Source organism: Idiomarina sp. ST20R2A10 (assembly GCF_051842345.1).
Lineage (GTDB): Bacteria > Pseudomonadota > Gammaproteobacteria > Enterobacterales > Alteromonadaceae > Idiomarina > Idiomarina loihiensis.
On the sequence record NZ_JBNIEY010000001.1, the window covers coordinates 776959 to 792930 of the forward strand.

12 protein-coding genes are annotated in these 15972 nt (G+C 47.8%); 1 reads left to right on the forward strand and 11 read right to left on the reverse strand.

Going from position 1 to position 15972, the window contains the following annotated elements:
• Window positions 1–69: 69 nt before the first annotated feature.
• A complete protein-coding gene (gene topA / locus ACP7H9_RS03855) occupies window positions 70–2688 on the reverse strand; it encodes a type I DNA topoisomerase (protein WP_439222186.1) in 2619 nt (872 codons plus the stop codon).
• A gap of 296 nt (window positions 2689–2984) precedes the next feature.
• Here topA and astB point away from each other — a divergent pair, with 296 nt between their 5' ends.
• Window positions 2985–4328 carry an N-succinylarginine dihydrolase gene (astB, locus tag ACP7H9_RS03860; RefSeq protein ID WP_011234262.1) on the forward strand — a complete coding sequence of 448 codons (1344 nt, stop codon included), beginning with the start codon at window positions 2985–2987 and terminating at the stop codon, window positions 4326–4328.
• Between the two features lie 34 nt (window positions 4329–4362).
• On the opposite strand, the gene purF is transcribed toward astB, so the two are convergent.
• The 10 genes from purF to fabB form a co-directional block, all read right to left on the reverse strand.
• Window positions 4363–5880, reverse strand: coding sequence for an amidophosphoribosyltransferase (gene purF, locus ACP7H9_RS03865; protein WP_110012641.1), 1518 nt, complete (start codon window positions 5878–5880; stop codon window positions 4363–4365).
• A gap of 14 nt (window positions 5881–5894) precedes the next feature.
• Entirely contained in the window at window positions 5895–6389 is a 495-nt protein-coding gene (locus ACP7H9_RS03870; protein ID WP_273025033.1) for a CvpA family protein, read from the reverse strand.
• An 89-nt stretch (window positions 6390–6478) separates the two neighbouring features.
• Entirely contained in the window at window positions 6479–7024 is a 546-nt protein-coding gene (locus ACP7H9_RS03875) for an SPOR domain-containing protein (RefSeq protein ID WP_439222187.1), read from the reverse strand.
• A 3-nt stretch (window positions 7025–7027) separates the two neighbouring features.
• Window positions 7028–8320: a bifunctional tetrahydrofolate synthase/dihydrofolate synthase gene (gene folC, locus ACP7H9_RS03880; protein ID WP_439222188.1), complete on the reverse strand. Its 1293-nt coding sequence runs from the start codon at window positions 8318–8320 to the stop codon at window positions 7028–7030.
• Complete coding sequence (gene accD, locus ACP7H9_RS03885) at window positions 8320–9198, reverse strand: acetyl-CoA carboxylase, carboxyltransferase subunit beta (protein ID WP_439222189.1); 879 nt, start codon at window positions 9196–9198, stop codon at window positions 8320–8322. The genes folC and accD overlap by 1 nt, the downstream gene beginning before the upstream one ends.
• Before the next feature lie 91 nt (window positions 9199–9289).
• Entirely contained in the window at window positions 9290–10075 is a 786-nt protein-coding gene (gene truA, locus ACP7H9_RS03890) for a tRNA pseudouridine(38-40) synthase TruA (RefSeq protein WP_110012644.1), read from the reverse strand.
• 11 nt (window positions 10076–10086) lie between these two features.
• Entirely contained in the window at window positions 10087–12444 is a 2358-nt protein-coding gene (locus tag ACP7H9_RS03895) for a FimV/HubP family polar landmark protein (RefSeq protein WP_439222190.1), read from the reverse strand.
• Between the two features lie 79 nt (window positions 12445–12523).
• Window positions 12524–13540, reverse strand: coding sequence for an aspartate-semialdehyde dehydrogenase (locus ACP7H9_RS03900; protein ID WP_439222191.1), 1017 nt, complete (start codon window positions 13538–13540; stop codon window positions 12524–12526).
• A gap of 9 nt (window positions 13541–13549) precedes the next feature.
• Entirely contained in the window at window positions 13550–14695 is a 1146-nt protein-coding gene (locus tag ACP7H9_RS03905) for a 4-phosphoerythronate dehydrogenase (RefSeq protein WP_439222192.1), read from the reverse strand.
• A gap of 21 nt (window positions 14696–14716) precedes the next feature.
• Window positions 14717–15931 (reverse strand): beta-ketoacyl-ACP synthase I, encoded by a 1215-nt coding sequence (gene fabB, locus ACP7H9_RS03910; protein ID WP_011234272.1) that lies wholly within the window; start codon window positions 15929–15931, stop codon window positions 14717–14719.
• Window positions 15932–15972: the final 41 nt, after the last annotated feature.

Sequence of the window (15972 nt, forward strand, 5' to 3'; positions counted from 1 at the left end):
CGCACTATGTTAGTCCTGCTTTTATATTTTAACTATTGGCAAAATGAGTGTTTGCTCGTAAGCCTTTAACTACTTTTCTTCTACCTGCCATTTACCACTGCGGTAAAAAGCCTTCCAGCCCGTTTGTTTCTTCTTAATTTCAGTAACAACGTACTGTTCTTTGTTCTTTCTTGAAAAACGAACAATAGCATCATTACCGTCATCATCTTCTTTCGGGGCTTCAGCCAGGTACTTGAACTTTTCCGGTAAACGATCTTTAAACTTAGCCAGTTCTTTTACCGTAACTGCCCGAGTTTCTCTCGATTTAGGGAAGGTATTGGCCGACAGGAAAATACCGGAGGCACCGTCTCTTAGCACAAAGTAAGCATCCGACTCTTCACAAGGTAACTCAGGCAACGGCACTGGGTCTTCTTTCGGTGGCGCAGCTTCCCCGCTTCGAAGTAATTTTCGGGTGTTTTTACACTCACTGTTAGTGCAGCCGAAGTACTTACCAAAGCGTCCCGTTTTTAACTGCATTTCAGAACCACACTTATCGCATTCAATGGTGGGTCCGTCATACCCCTTAATGCGGAAAGTCCCCTCTTCAACCAGTTGACCGTCACATGTTGGGTTGTTACCACAAACATGAAGCTTACGCTTTTCGTCAATAAGGTAACTGTCCATTGCGGTGCCACACTTAGGGCAACGCTTTTTGGCACGAAGCGCTTCTGTTTCGCGCTCTTCTTCGTCAGTCACCTCTATCGCTTCTTCGCCCGGTGTCAGGTTAAGCGTTTTGGTACAACGTTCTTTGGGCGGTAAGTTATAGCCAGAACAGCCAAGGAATACGCCCGTGGACGCTGTTCTTATTCCCATTTTACGACCACACTCAGGGCAATCGATATCGGTAAGAACCATGCTGTTCTCACGCATACCACCCTCAGTAGGCTCCAGCTCTGCTTTTTCCAGGCGCTCTTTAAAGTCCGCATAGAACTTATCCAGAGTCTCCTTCCAGTTCCGCTTTCCGGCGGCAATATCATCCAAAGCCTGTTCCATTTCTGCCGTAAAGTTATAGTTCATTAGCTCAGTGAAGTTCTCAATCAACCGATCATTGACAATTTCACCCATTTTCTCGGCAAAGAAACGACGGCTCTCAACCCGAACATAACCGCGATCCTGAATGGTAGAAATAATTGAAGCATAAGTTGATGGACGACCAATGCCACGTTTCTCCAGTTCTTTCACTAAAGAAGCCTCGCCATAACGCGCCGGTGGCTTAGTAAAGTGTTGTTCCGGGTTCAGTTTCTCCAGCTGTAATGCATCGCCTTTTTTCACATCAGGCAAGGTCGCATCACCGTCTTTTTTACTACTGGCCGGAGGCATCACCTTAGTCCAACCGGCAAACCGCATCACGCGTCCGCGAGCTTTCAATTCAAAATCGCCGGCGGTTGCCGTCAGGGTGGTACTATCGTATCGAGCCGGTACCATTTGGCAGGCCACAAACTGACGCCAAATCAACTCATACAAACGCTGCGCGTCTCGCTCCACAGAAGCCAGTGACTCTGACTTAACCTTCACATCTGACGGACGTATCGCTTCGTGCGCTTCCTGTGCGTTACTTTTTGCACCATAGCGAACAGGAGCGTCCGGTAAATAATTTTTACCAAAGTCCTTGGTAATTAATTCACGACAAGCATCGACAGCCTCAGAACTTAAATTGGTTGAGTCAGTACGCATGTACGTAATGTGGCCTGCTTCATACAGACGCTGAGCCATCATCATGGTTTTCTTAACGCCAAAGCCTAATCGGGTACTGGCGGCTTGCTGCAGAGTCGAGGTAATAAAAGGCGCACTGGGTTTACTGGACGTTGGCTTATCTTCACGCCCGGTAATTTCATAGCCGGCTTTTTTCAGTAGTGCTAAAGCTGCGTCCGTTTCCTGTTTATTGGACGGACGGAAGTTCTTACCAGCCTGCTTCATCACCTGCATGCGCAGAGACTCGTCCGCAGGCGTGTTTAAGTCTGCATGAACGTCCCAGTACTCTTCCGGTACAAAGGCTTTAATTTCACGCTCACGTTCAACCACAAGCCTTACAGCGACAGATTGGACACGTCCTGCTGACAACCCTCGGGCGATTTTCTTCCACAACAAGGGCGACACCATAAAACCAACGACCCGATCCAGGAAACGTCGGGTCTGCTGCGCATTAACCCGGTCGGTGTTCAGCTCTGCCGGATGTTGAAAAGCTTCTTGAATGGCTTTTTTCGTTATTTCGTTAAACACCACGCGTTTATATCGCGAGTCATCACCACCAATAAGTTCCCGCAAGTGCCAGGCTATCGCCTCCCCCTCGCGGTCCAAATCCGTTGCCAGAATAATTTCATCTGACTTTTTGGCTAACTGTTTTAGCTCTTTAACGACTTTTTCTTTTCCCTGCAGAACCTCGTAATGCGCTTCCCAGTCATTTTCCGGGTCAACCCCCATACGAGCAATCAGTCGCTTATAATCACGTTCTTTCTGGTATTTTGCCTTAGCATCCGGAGACATCTTGCGTACTTCTGCAGCCGGCTTACTCTTTATTGTCTCAGTGGCACGGGTAGGCAGATCACGGACATGACCAACACTGGACTTAACGACAAAGTCCTTACCTAAATACTTATTAATCGTTTTGGCTTTTGCCGGAGACTCGACAATGACGAGCGATTTTGCCATAGAATAATCGTTCTCTTGTTGTAGATGACCGTGTATATACGTGCTAACAGTAACAATTACAAGTGCAATTGCTCTTTAGCGACCTTTTTTAGGTATATCGGTTATCGCTTGCAGAAACAACCGCAACTCGGTTATTTGATAAAAATTCGCACAAGTTAAATAAACAGTCACAATTACGTTAGCAAGCCAAAGTCCAGAAAAATAAAGGCTTTCAAGGCCGTTTTAAAACAGTATAATGGCAATTAAGTTTCTATTTTTAGGTGCACGATACGTGCAGGGAGTATCGACAAGTGAGCATGCAACACTTCGAAGTCAACTATGACGGTTTGGTTGGGCCAACTCATAACTACGCTGGACTGTCGTTCGGCAACGTTGCCTCTTTAGCCAATGCAAAAGCAACATCCAGCCCCAAACATGCTGCCCTGCAAGGTCTGAAAAAAATGAAAGCCTTGCACGATATGGGAATGAAGCAAGGTGTGTTGGCGCCACAGGAACGCCCGGATATTTTTGCATTACGCCGCCTGGGCTTCCACGGTACCGATTCCGAGGTTTTATACCGTGCAGCAACCGAAGCGCCCGCCATATTTCAGGCCGTTTGCTCCGCTTCCAGTATGTGGACAGCCAATGCCGCGACAGTTTCGCCCAGTGCAGACACAGCAAATGGGAAAGTGCATTTCACTCCGGCGAATCTGACCAATAAGTTTCACCGTTCGTTAGAACCACAAACCAGTGGCCGTATTCTGCAGGCAATGTTCAATAATGGTCGTTATTTTGAGCATCACACCCACCTGCCGGACAATGAACATTTTGGTGACGAAGGTGCCGCGAACCACACCCGTCTGTGTCGTGAATATGGTCATGCCGGAATTGAGCTCTTTGTTTTTGGCCGTTACGCCTTCGACAGTTCTAAACCAGCACCTAAGCGCTTCCCGGCAAGACAGACTCTGGAAGCCTCTCAGGCAATTGCCCGGTTGCATGGTTTAAGTGAAGACAACACCGTTTACATTCAGCAGAACCCCGATGTTATTGACCAGGGCGTATTCCATAATGATGTTATCGCGGTCGGTAACCAGAATGTGCTTTTTTATCACGAGCAGGCCTTTACTGATACCGAGTCGAAATTAGCAGAAATTCAACGTAAATTCGGCGAACATCCGCTACATTTCATTAAAGTTGCTACAGAACAAGTGAGCATTCAGGACGCAGTAAATACCTACTTATTCAATACTCAGTTAATTACACCGCCCGACGGCCAAATGACCATTATCGCGCCTACAGAGTGCCAGGAAAACGATAATGTCCGTTCCTATCTTGAGCAGTTGACGCAAAGCGCTGACAGCCCAATTAAGCGGGTTGAGTACTTTGATGTGAAACAGAGTATGCGCAACGGGGGCGGTCCAGCCTGTTTGCGTTTACGTGTTGCTTTAAACGATGAAGAAATAGCGGGTGCAAACCAGAATTGCCTGATGTCTGACGGGTTATTTAATCGTTTGAATCAATGGGTAGAGAAGCATTACCGTGATGAGTTAGCAGTCGATGATTTACGTGACCCGGCGCTACTGGAAGAATCACGCACGGCACTTGATGAGTTAACACAAATTATGAAGCTGGGTTCGGTGTACCCATTCCAGCAAGACTGAGCGCCCAGCGCTCAGTCTTTTATTTCAGAATGAATTAATCGTTGTCGTTGTGAAGTTCGAGGTTGGCGTCTTCTGAGCCGTCACGATCGGACCTTGCAACGTCATTACGTGCCGCATGCAAACGATCTAAGTACTCCTGGCTCACATCACCCGTTACGTATTCACCACTGAATACCGACGTATCAAAACGTTTAATTGATCGGTTCTCTGCTCCTACTGCTTCAATTAAGTCGTCAAGATCCTGATAAATGAGACCATCAGCTTTAATTATGTCACGAATTTCCGTTGCTTCACGTCCGTGACCAATCAGCTCGTTAGCGCTTGGCATATCAATGCCGTAAACGTTCGGGAAGCGAATTTCCGGAGCCGCTGATGCAAAATACACTTTTTTCGCACCGGCTTCACGAGCCATTTCAATTATTTGCTCTGACGTTGTTCCACGTACAATTGAATCATCAACCAGCAGAACGTTCTTACCACGGAATTCCGCGCTAATGGCATTTAACTTTCGGCGTACTGATTTACGTCGCTGAGTCTGTCCCGGCATAATAAAGGTACGACCAATATAACGGTTTTTCACAAAGCCCTGGCGATAAGGTAAGTCCAGCACGCTGGCTATCTCTAAAGCGATATCACAGCTGGTTTCAGGGATTGGAATAACTACATCAATATCGAGTTCGCCGTAATCACGCTTTATCTTCTCGCCCAGCTTACGGCCCATATTAACCCTTGATGCATACACCGAAATGCCATCAATAAACGAGTCGGGACGCGCAAAGTACACGTACTCAAAAATACACGGACAATGTATTGGCTTATCAGCGCACTGACGAGAATACAGCTTGCCATCGTTTGTAATATAAATAGCTTCGCCAGGCTCGACATCGCGCATATATTTAAAACCGGTGCCGTCAATGGCAACGCTTTCAGAGGCAACAATGTACTCTTCGCCGTCTTCGGTATCACGTTTACCCAGGGCTAAAGGACGAATGCCCCATGGGTCACGGAATGCAACCATGCCATGACCGAGGATCATTGCTACCACGGCATAAGAACCACGAACCTGACGGTGAACCGCGGTCATGGTGCGAAAAACGTCTTCTTCGCTCAGCGTTAAACTCTCGTTTTTATCCAGCTCATTGGCAAAAATGTTCAGCAAAATTTCCGAATCAGAAGTGGTATTAATGTGCCGACGGGCCGTTTGAAACAAATGTTCCTGAACGTCAGCAGCATTAGTTAAGTTACCGTTGTGCGCCATGGCAATACCAAAAGGCGAGTTAACATAGAATGGCTGCGCTTCTGCTGAGCTCGAACTTCCGGCCGTAGGGTAACGCACATGACCAATACCGACATTACCCGACAAGCGGTGCATGTGACGTGTATGGAACACATCCCGCACCAATCCGTTGGCTTTTCTTAAACGCAAAGTACAGTGCTCATCAACTGTCATAATACCAGCGGCGTCCTGGCCACGATGTTGAAGCATGGTTAACCCATCGTAAAGCGCTTGGTTAACAGGCTGCTTACCAACAATACCAACAATACCACACATGTCTTTTCACCTTTTTATACAGGTTGAGGGACTAAAAAACTGGAGCTGTTTTCCAGATAGCTGAAAAACCACTGAATAAATACACCGAAATGGGGAATTAACACGGACCCCTTCCACCAGTCACTGGAAGATAACGTAGTAAAGGAGTCGATAAAGAATAATAACGCACTGACAATTAGCACTCCGCGTAAGGCGCCAAACACCAGACCAAGAACCCGGTCAGTTCCGGACAACCCGGTGTGATGAACTAATTGAGAAAGAATATAGTTGATAATAGCGCCCAGAATAAGTGTCGCTACGAATAATGCGGCAATAGCGGCAGCGTTTCTGACCAGCGGATCACCAATTTGGGTAAAGTATACCGCAAGATCTTCGTAGAACTGACTAGCGATGAAAAAAGCTGCTATCCAGATAGCCAGAGATACGGCTTCTTTAACGAACCCTCTTACCAGGCTGATAAGCGTAGAAAGGCCGATAACAATAATAATGGCGTAGTCAATCCAGAGCATAATGACTCACAATTGCTGGGCTAAAGACGCGGGCGATTTTAACAGAATGCGATTCATAATGTGATTTCTTTTCGCATATATTGCAAAACTTATGGCCGGTAGGTAATGACCTTACCTTCAAGGCCAGTTAGCTCTTTTAACGGCGTCAGTTGCTTTTCTAGTTCTGTTTTTGACGTATCCGGACCAACCAATACACGGATCAAAGAACCTCCGGACGTCTCTTGAGAGTAGGCGGCAAAGCCTTTTGCCTGTAGCTGTGAAATAAGCCGCTTAACACTATCTTCCTGACTAAAAGCACCTAACTGAATAACCCAGGCTATACCATCGACCGCGAACTCGGCTGGCTCACGTGGTGGAGCTTGTACGTTGCTGTCCTCCTGAACCGAAGCGGCCTCATCTGCCGTTTTCTCAACATCTGATGATGCTTCTTCAACCGTAACGGGTTCTGCTACAGTTGTATCTGATAGAGTTTCCGGCTTCTTCAGCTGCTCCTCTACTGCGGGTTTTAATGGAATGGTTTCCATTGGTTCCACAGGCTCTTTCTTTTCGCCATCAAGCACATCTGGAATAATGATTACGGCTAACGCCACAAGTATTAAAGTGCCAACGAGACGATTTTGTAGAGGACTGGACAAAGCTCAAGCTCCTTTTAGATACGCGTTAATTCTCGCTACAGTGTAAAACGAGCCGAAGCCGAAAACCAGAGCTTTGCCGTCATTCATTTGCCATTGCTGCGCTGCTGTCACTGCTGCTGCAAACGCCTGCTCCACCGATTCAAACAGATAACAGGATTCCGTAGGTAATTTAGCATTGATCACCAAGTTATCCGCAGTTTCACCACGCGGCTCTGACAGTGAGCCGAGATACCAGGCAGAAGCCTGAGAACTCAATGCGTTAGCGACACCGGCATGGTCTTTGTCACTTAACATCCCCACAACAGCAAAAATTTTATGTTGTGGATAAAATTTATTCAAATAGCGACTAGCATAAACTGCAGCCTGCGGGTTATGCGCAACGTCCAGCAAAACTTCAATACCATTAACGGTATCAGACTGCATTCTCCCAGGTAAACTTGCCCGAGTAATACCTTCACGAATAGCCGATAAGCTGACTGGTAACGGCAATTGTTCGATAGCCGCAATGGCTGTTGACGCGTTGATAAGAGGCAGTTTTGGTAACGGCAAGTCATTCAATTGGGTGTTCTGACTACGATAACTCCAGCTTTCATCGTATTCGGTACGATGAAAGTCACGCCCGACTTGATAAAGCCTAGCCCCGATGCGCTCCGCGCTTTCTGCAATACTGGCCGTTGGACTTGCTTCACCACAAATTAATGGCTTACCCGCTCTGGCAATACCAGCTTTTTCATACCCAATATGCTCACGATTATTTCCGAGATAAGCAATATGATCGATACCGATACTGGTGACCACAGCCACGTCAGCGTCAACACAGTTAACCGCGTCTAACCGCCCACCGAGACCTACCTCAAGAATAGCGACATCCGGAGACTGACGACCCATTAACCAAAGCGCCGCTAACGTACCAAACTCAAAATAAGTTAATGACGTATTGTTACGAGCCTGCTCAATAGCATGAAATGCTTTAACGTGTTCGGAGTCCGGCAATTCTTGCGCATTAACCCGAACTCGCTCGCGATACTCGGTAATATGCGGTGAGGTATAAACGCCGGTAGTGTAACCTGCCGCCTGCAGAATGGTTTCCAGATAGCAAACTGTTGAGCCTTTACCATTGGTTCCGCTAACCGTTATGACTAAAGGTGCCGGCTTTAATACGCCGGCATTAGCAGCCACTCGGGCTACACGCTCCAGACCCATATCGATATTTTTCGGATGAAGTTTTTCGAGGTAGGTCAGCCACTCCTGCAGTGATGCAGTTACTGCAGGAGCTGATGAGGATATCTCCGCCATTACTCGTTTACACTTACTTCCGTAGCTTCGGTAGAAGGTAAGTTTTGCATTTTCGCCAACAAACGAGCAACAGTATCCCGCATATCACGACGGTCGGTAATCATGTCGATAGCCCCATGTTCCAGCAAGAACTCAGCGCGTTGAAAACCTTCCGGTAAGGTTTGACGAACCGTTTGCTCGATAACTCGAGGTCCGGCAAAACCGATGAGTGCTTTTGGTTCGGCAATATGAATATCACCCAACATTGCCAGGCTCGCAGAAACACCACCCATGGTAGGGTCTGTTAATATCGAGATGAACGGCAGACCTTCTTCACTCATGCGCGCTAAAGCTGCAGAAGTCTTAGCCATTTGCATTAACGACATCAGAGCTTCCTGCATGCGAGCACCGCCGGAAGCAGAAAAACAGACCAGCGGAATACGATGCTTAAGGCAGACTTCGGCAGCCAGCACAAACTTAGCGCCTACTACCGATGCCATAGAGCCGCCCATAAAGTTAAAGTCAAAAGCAACCGCGACTAAAGGAACGCCCTTTACGGTACCTTTCTCGGCAATTAAGGCGTCGTTCTCGCCCGTGCTTTTTTGTGCGGCAGCAATACGGTCTTTGTATTTTTTGGAATCTTTAAAGCGTAAAACGTCTTTTGGCTCCAATTCTGTGCCTATTTCTTCGCGATTGTCTTTATCCAGAAAAATATCTAAACGGCTGCGCCCGGTGACCCGCATGTGATGATCACACTTAGGACAAACATTAAGACTGCGTTCTAAATCAGCCTTGTAAATAATATTGCCACAGGCCGTGCACTTACTCCACACGCCCTCTGGAACGCCACGTCTTTTGTTAATTTTTGGCTTCGCAAGAATTCTTTCTATCCAGCTCATACTATTCCGCCCAAAGGCTGTTATTAGTCAATTTGATGTAGCTTACATGGTACCACAAATGGGTCAAGCAAAGAGGTCATAACAGTGACTCTTAATCGCCTAGCCACAAAGGTCCCAGTGGAGCCTCCGGTATATTATAGTGTTCTGGGTAAGTTACTGCCACCAGGTAAAGTCCGCCGGGTTTAGCTGTAGCTGCGGCCTTGGTGCGGTCTTTTTCTCTTAGCAGTTCGCCAATCCACTCCGGCGGCTGCAAATGCTGGCCAACAACGATCAGGCTGCCGACGATATTGCGCACCATGTGGTGCAAAAAGGCATTCGCAGAAATATCCACGATAATATAATCGCCACGGCGTTCAACTGTTAAATCGGAAACCTTGCGAAACGGCGTATGCGACTGGCAATGAGATGCCCGAAATGCAGTAAAGTCGTGTTCACCAATAAGCGCCTGAGCGCCTTCTTGCATAACTTCTGCATCAAGTGGCTGATGATAATGACTGACCCCGGCCGAGTGGATACCCGGACGAAATCTGGTATTAGCAATAATATAACGGTAACGCCGCGACGTCGCACTAAAACGGGCACTGAAATCACTGTCAACTTCCTGCGCCCAACGCACAGCAATACCGGCCGGTAAATTACTGTTCACGCCTAATGTCCAGGCGACATCAGCTCTTGGTACCGGGACATCAAAATGCACTATTTGTGCAGTGGCATGAACGCCAGCATCTGTTCTGCCAGCGCAGGTTACCTCAACAGGAGCATTCGCTATTTTACTCAAAGCCTCTTCAACACACTGTTGAACACTGGCTACTTCACGTTGTCGTTGCCATCCATAATAACGACTGCCGTCGTATTCAAGGCATAAGGCCATTCGCATACTACTTTATCCTACGAATCTAGTTTTTGTTGCAGCGTCTTAGCTTCATTTGCCAGCGCTTCATCATCACCTTCTGCTAATTGCTGAAGAATCTCCCGTGCTTCATCCTCTTCGCCCATTTCAATATAGGCTCTGGCCAGGTCAAGCTGACCCGCCGGATCATCATCTTCTGGAGCACCTTCAGCATCTCCCGATTCATCATCCGGTAAAACGTCTTTTACTGCCGAGGACTGATAGCGATCGCTGTCTTCGTCTTCCTCATCGGCGTCCGCCATTAAGGAGTCAATATCCACAAATTCATCGTCGTCGGTAGCGCTAAATGCATCAGTTTCGGCTTCGCTTTCGGTGTCGTTTTCTTCTGTAGCCGGCTCATCTTCATCGACAATATTATCCGCATTATCGGAACCACCAAATAGCGACTCTAAGTCTTTGTCAGCTTCATCTTCAGCCTGATCAAGTTCCGCATCGTCGTCGGGAACTTCTTCTTCAAGATCATCCAGATCGTCCAGCGACTGCGTCAGCTCATCCGACTCTTGCAGCAACTGTTCCAGATTATCCTCTTCGGTGTCCTCTTCTACAGGCTGGCTCTCCTCTTGCGAGGTTAGCTCGGTTTCTTCAGGTTCAGCAGTCTCTTCTGGTTGAACCTCATCAGCGTCTGGTTCATCTGCTGCTTCGGAGCTGTCTATTTCTGTGCTTTTCGCTTTCTCACCTTCCGGCTCATCGGCTTCGTTTTCTGCAAGACCTAATTCAGCGAGAACATCATCAACTTCGCTGTCGTCAAAGTCATCCGGCAACAAATCATCGTTTTCTTCATCAGGTTCGCTTTCACCTTCGTCCGGCTTTTCATCAGCCGCAGGCTCATCATCGCTCTCAGCTTCTTCAGGGGTTTCTGAAGGCGCGTTGTCGGACAGAATGTCATCGATATCGTCGACATCCGCTACTGCAGACTCTTCTTCTGTTGCTTCGCCTTGTTGCTCAATATCCTCTGAAACAGGTTCATCGGCGTCTGCACTCGATGATTCCGGCGATTCTTCTTCATCATTGACGGAAAGGTCAATGGCCTGTTCGTCATCATCGTCGGCTTCGCCAAACAAACGATCCAGTTCATCCTGAGACAGTTCACTAGACTCTTCGTCTTCTTCATCCGGCAACACAGCCTGATCGTCGTCATCTAAATCGTCTTCTACAGCCGGTTCAGTTTCGGCTTCCGGCTTCGGTTCTTCCTTCCTGACATCGTCTTTTCCATCGTCAAGACGAACACTCAAATCAGCGGCTTCCGGTTCGCCCGAATTCCCGGTTAACTCGGCCTCTAGCGCACTTAAGTCGTCACCTTCATCGTCAGCACTTTCTTCGCCGTCAATATCGAATAAGCCGTCCGTACTGTCGTTAGGCACATCACCCAGCAATTCTTTATCGAGTTCAGCCGCGGCTTCTTCTTCGGTGAGCTCTTTGCTGCTTTTCTCTTCCTGCTCCTCGTCTTCGTCCGCTGGTTTCGCTGAGCGGCGTAAAAAGAAGAAAACAACAAGACCAATTATGAGTAGTGCCGGTAATACCGATACAAGCAACATATTCAGAGGGCTTTGCAGCCAGTCGGAAAATCCTGACGCCTCCTCCATTTCTTCCCGAGCCTGCTGTTCAAGCAGCTCTCGCTGTTGAGCTAAGACCTGTTGAAACTGAACTTCCAGTTCATCTGTCTTGCTCGCATTATTGGCAAGCTCATCTAAACGCGACGCTAATGCGTCGATACGCTCCTGCAGAGACTTATTCTCTTCATACATGCGCTCAACCGCCTGCATGGACTGCTGCATATCAGAGCGCAACTCCTGAAAGTTTTGTTCCTGTCGCTGTTCAACTTCCTGAATGGTTTGTTCAGCTTTCTCCCGGGCCTGCTCAAGTAACTCCTGCTGTTCCGCGCGAGTTTTCTGAGTGTCTTGCCGAGCTTGCGAGAGTTGTTGAGACTTGGTTTTTAATTGGCTATCTACCACGACTTGCCGACGAGCCGCTTCGGGGTTAACCATTTTGATTTCTTGCAAGGAAGGTATACGCAGGTAAAAACCATTGAGCATGCGGTTCATATTACCATCGACGAAGGCATCGTCATTAGCCTGCACAATAGCAACCATAGTCTGATACTGGGTCACACTGGAGTGTGGCTTATAACGCCGCGCAATATCCCACAAGGTGTCGTTGCTGCTTATAGGCCCATAGCGCTCCTGGCCGATACGAACATCGGTTGCTTCTGAGCCTTTCTCGCCTTTTATAACGACGCCATCCTGCCAACCTGCAGCAGCGACAGTCATGCTGCCGGACAACACCATGGCTGCCAGCGAGAAGTATCTCAGTACCTGCACTATCTTGGTTTTTCTCATCCTTTAGTCTCTGCCCGCGCTTTGCTCTTATCTTTAACGGCGTTCGTTAAAAAAACTTTATGACATACAGCTGCTTAAATTACCAGTAATCACGAATTAAAGTTTCTGCAATTTGTATGCTGTTGGTTGCCGCACCTTTGCGTATGTTGTCCGATACAACCCACAGGTTAAGTCCGTTAGGGTGGCTGATATCTTCCCGTACTCGCCCTACAAAGACATCGTCATTGCCCGCGGCATTTCCCACTTGAGTCGGAAACTCCTCGCGCTGCTCCATTAAAGTAACACCTGGGGCTTCACTTAACAGCTGTTTTGCATGCTCGGCCGTAATTGGCTGTCGCGTTTCAATGTGAATGGCTTCTGCGTGTCCGAAAAATACAGGAACCCTTACCGCCGTGGGATTCACCCGAATACTGGGGTCATTAAATATCTTTTGGGTTTCCCACACCATTTTCATTTCTTCTTTGGTGTAATCATTCTCCTGAAAAACGTCTATTTGAGGAATGCAGTTGAAAGCAATTTGTCGACTGAAGTTCGCTACCGTCGGCTGCTTACCGTTTAAAAGTTCTGCTGTCTGCTTTGCCAGCTCTTCCATCGCTTCTTTACCAGCGCCAGATACCGACTGATAAGTACTGACATTTATGCGCTCAATGCCGACGGCATCATGAATAGGCTTCAGTGCGGCCATCATTTGAATGGTCGAGCAATTTGGATTAGCAATAATATTGCGGTTTCTAAAATCGGCTAGCGCCCAGGCATTAACCTCCGGCACCACCAAAGGAATATCCGGCTCATAGCGATATTCAGATGTGTTATCAATAACCACACAGCCTGCTTCAGCAGCTTTGGGGGCGAACTCGCGTGAAATTGAACCGCCCGCTGAAAAGAACGCGATATCAGCATTAGACCAGTCGAACTCACCAGCATCTAACACTTCTATTTCTTCGCCATTAAAATCAACTGTCGCGCCAACAGAGCGGGCACTAGCTAAAGGGAAAAGTTCTGCCACCGGGAATTTTCGCTCAGCTAAAATTTCTATCATTTGCTGGCCCACTAAACCTGTTGCACCTAATACAGCAACGCGAAACCCATGTGACATGCTAACTCCTTACTTAGACAATAGCCGGGCACTAAAGCCCAACTGTAAAAACTGGATATATTGCTCGCTATTATGGCATGTAACGACCTGATTAATGAACTCTCTGCGCGGGCTTTCTTTGCGATAATTGCGTCGTAAACTATCAAAACCTTCGGTAGTGAGACCCTGTTGTCGGAAAAGTTCATCGTCCCGGGACAAGTCGTAGTGTTCTTTTGCCCACAAATTAAGACTTTCCAGTGAATTCAACCCACCGGCGTCACGGTCATCCCAGGCCGTTCCCGGCAACACATCAGACAAAGTCTTATAGGCGGGCCTGCCAAAGTGTTCCAGCAATGCATTTGAAATCATTACCGCCCCGCCGACTTTACCTTCCAGACTGTGTCCGGCAATGTGTGGAGTTGCGATATCAACATAAGGCACTAAGCCTGACAATACTTCGGGCTCATTCTCCCATACATCTAGCACCAGCGATGGCCGCTCCCCCTGTTCCACTCGCTCCAGTAAGGCATTATTGTCGATAACCGCACCCCGGCTGGCATTAATTAGTAACTGCTGCGAATGCAGTGACTGCAATGCCGTATTTTCAAACAAATGCTGAGTTGGGAAATCGCCGTCCCGCGTCAAAGGGACATGGCAGGAGATAATATCGGCCGTTAGTACACGCTGCCAATGGTCATGTACAAACTTAACGCCTTTTTTACACAAGGGCGGATCATAATAATGAACATTGAGTCCCAGAGCTTCCAGCCTCTTTCCGGCGGCTTTTCCCGTATGCCCGGCACCAACAATGGCAACATCGATTTCGTCAGCTACATACCGGGGTTGGTCACTTAACCAATTGAGCACGGCGCACAAAACATACTCACCAACTGACTGCGCATTCGCCCCCGGCGCGTGTGCAAAGCCAATGCCTCGCTCTTCTAGAGCCTGAAGATTGATATGCTCAGTGCCAATGGTTGCGGACGCAACAAACTTAAGTTCGGGAGCTTGTTCTAAAAGTACTTCATCAACTTGAGTCACAGAACGCACGAGTAAAGCATCAGCTTCTGCCAACAGTTCCTGCGGAGGGATTCGTTCAGAAAAGTAGGAAAGTGTTCCCGCACCCGACAATAAGTCGGAAAGTGCGGGAATATTCTGATCGGCAACGATTTTCATCGAAATAACCGATCTAGTCGATTATTCAGAGTATTGGCGCATCACTAACGATGCGTTTGTACCACCGAAGCCAAAGCTATTAGACATAACCGTTCTAAGTGGTGCTTCAGTCGTCTGCTGAATAATGTTCATGCCGTCGGCTTTTTCATCCAACGCTTCAATATTGATTGAAGGTGTAACAAAACCATTCTTAAGCATAAGCAGAGAGTAAATAGCTTCGTGCACACCAGCTGCGCCCAGAGCATGGCCTGTCATTGCTTTAGTAGCACTAATCATCGGCGTTTTCTCTGGGAAAACTTCACGAATAGCTTCTAACTCTTTAACGTCACCAACCGGTGTACTGGTACCGTGAGTATTCAGATAGTCGATTGGAGTATCCACCGTTTCCATTGCCATTTTCATGCAACGAACGGCGCCTTCACCCGACGGAGCTACCATATCGTAACCGTCTGAAGTCGCACCGTAACCAACAATTTCACCGTAAATTTTGGCGCCACGAGCTTTTGCCGCTTCCAGTTCTTCAATAACCAGAATACCGCCACCACCAGCAGGTACAAAACCGTCTCGCCCCTGGTCGTAGGTACGTGAAGCTTTTTCAGGCGTATCATTGTACTTAGTACTTAATGCGCCCATAGCATCAAATTCCATGCCCAGGGTCCAGTGCAGTTCTTCACCACCGCCGGCAAATACTCGGTCTTGTTTACCGAACTGAATTAATTCCAGCGCATGACCGATACAGTGCGCAGAGGTTGCACAAGCAGAACTAATTGAATAGTTAACACCTTTAATTTTAAAAGGTGTTGCCAGGCAAGCTGAAGTCGTTGACGCCATGCAACGAGGTACCATGTATGGGCCAACTTTTTTCACGCCACGTTCACGCAAAATATCAGCTGCTGCAACCTGATGTTCACCAGAAGCGCCACCGGAACCAACAACTAACCCCGTACGCGGGTGAGAAACTTGCTCTTCGGTTAAGCCTGAATCCTCGATAGCCTGAGCCATTGCGATATAGGCATAAGCAGCCGAATCGCCCATGAAACGCAACGCTTTGCGGTCAATATGGTCTTTAGGATCTAACTTAACTTCGCCCCATACCTGACAACGCAAGCCCATTTCAGCAAAAGATTCTGAACGGGTAATACCCGATTTGCCGGTACGTAATGATTCCAGCACTTCTTCTTGATTGTTCCCGATACTTGATACAATACCAAGTCCGGTGATAACAGCTCTTCTCATTCTATAATCCTGTCTGACATTGCTACGTCGATATCTTACCA

What these genes read in the sequence shown, in the direction of transcription:
- topA (WP_439222186.1), bottom strand. Translation starts at nt 2,688, where the DNA reads ATGGCAAAATCGCTCGTCATTGTCGAGTCTCCGGCAAAAGCCAAAACG.
- astB (WP_011234262.1), top strand. Translation starts at nt 2,985, where the DNA reads ATGCAACACTTCGAAGTCAACTATGACGGTTTGGTTGGGCCAACTCAT.
- purF (WP_110012641.1), bottom strand. Translation starts at nt 5,880, where the DNA reads ATGTGTGGTATTGTTGGTATTGTTGGTAAGCAGCCTGTTAACCAAGCG.
- ACP7H9_RS03870 (WP_273025033.1), bottom strand. Translation starts at nt 6,389, where the DNA reads ATGCTCTGGATTGACTACGCCATTATTATTGTTATCGGCCTTTCTACG.
- folC (WP_439222188.1), bottom strand. Translation starts at nt 8,320, where the DNA reads ATGGCGGAGATATCCTCATCAGCTCCTGCAGTAACTGCATCACTGCAG.
- accD (WP_439222189.1), bottom strand. Translation starts at nt 9,198, where the DNA reads ATGAGCTGGATAGAAAGAATTCTTGCGAAGCCAAAAATTAACAAAAGA.
- truA (WP_110012644.1), bottom strand. Translation starts at nt 10,075, where the DNA reads ATGCGAATGGCCTTATGCCTTGAATACGACGGCAGTCGTTATTATGGA.
- ACP7H9_RS03895 (WP_439222190.1), bottom strand. Translation starts at nt 12,444, where the DNA reads ATGAGAAAAACCAAGATAGTGCAGGTACTGAGATACTTCTCGCTGGCA.
- ACP7H9_RS03900 (WP_439222191.1), bottom strand. Translation starts at nt 13,540, where the DNA reads ATGTCACATGGGTTTCGCGTTGCTGTATTAGGTGCAACAGGTTTAGTG.
- ACP7H9_RS03905 (WP_439222192.1), bottom strand. Translation starts at nt 14,695, where the DNA reads ATGAAAATCGTTGCCGATCAGAATATTCCCGCACTTTCCGACTTATTG.
- fabB (WP_011234272.1), bottom strand. Translation starts at nt 15,931, where the DNA reads ATGAGAAGAGCTGTTATCACCGGACTTGGTATTGTATCAAGTATCGGG.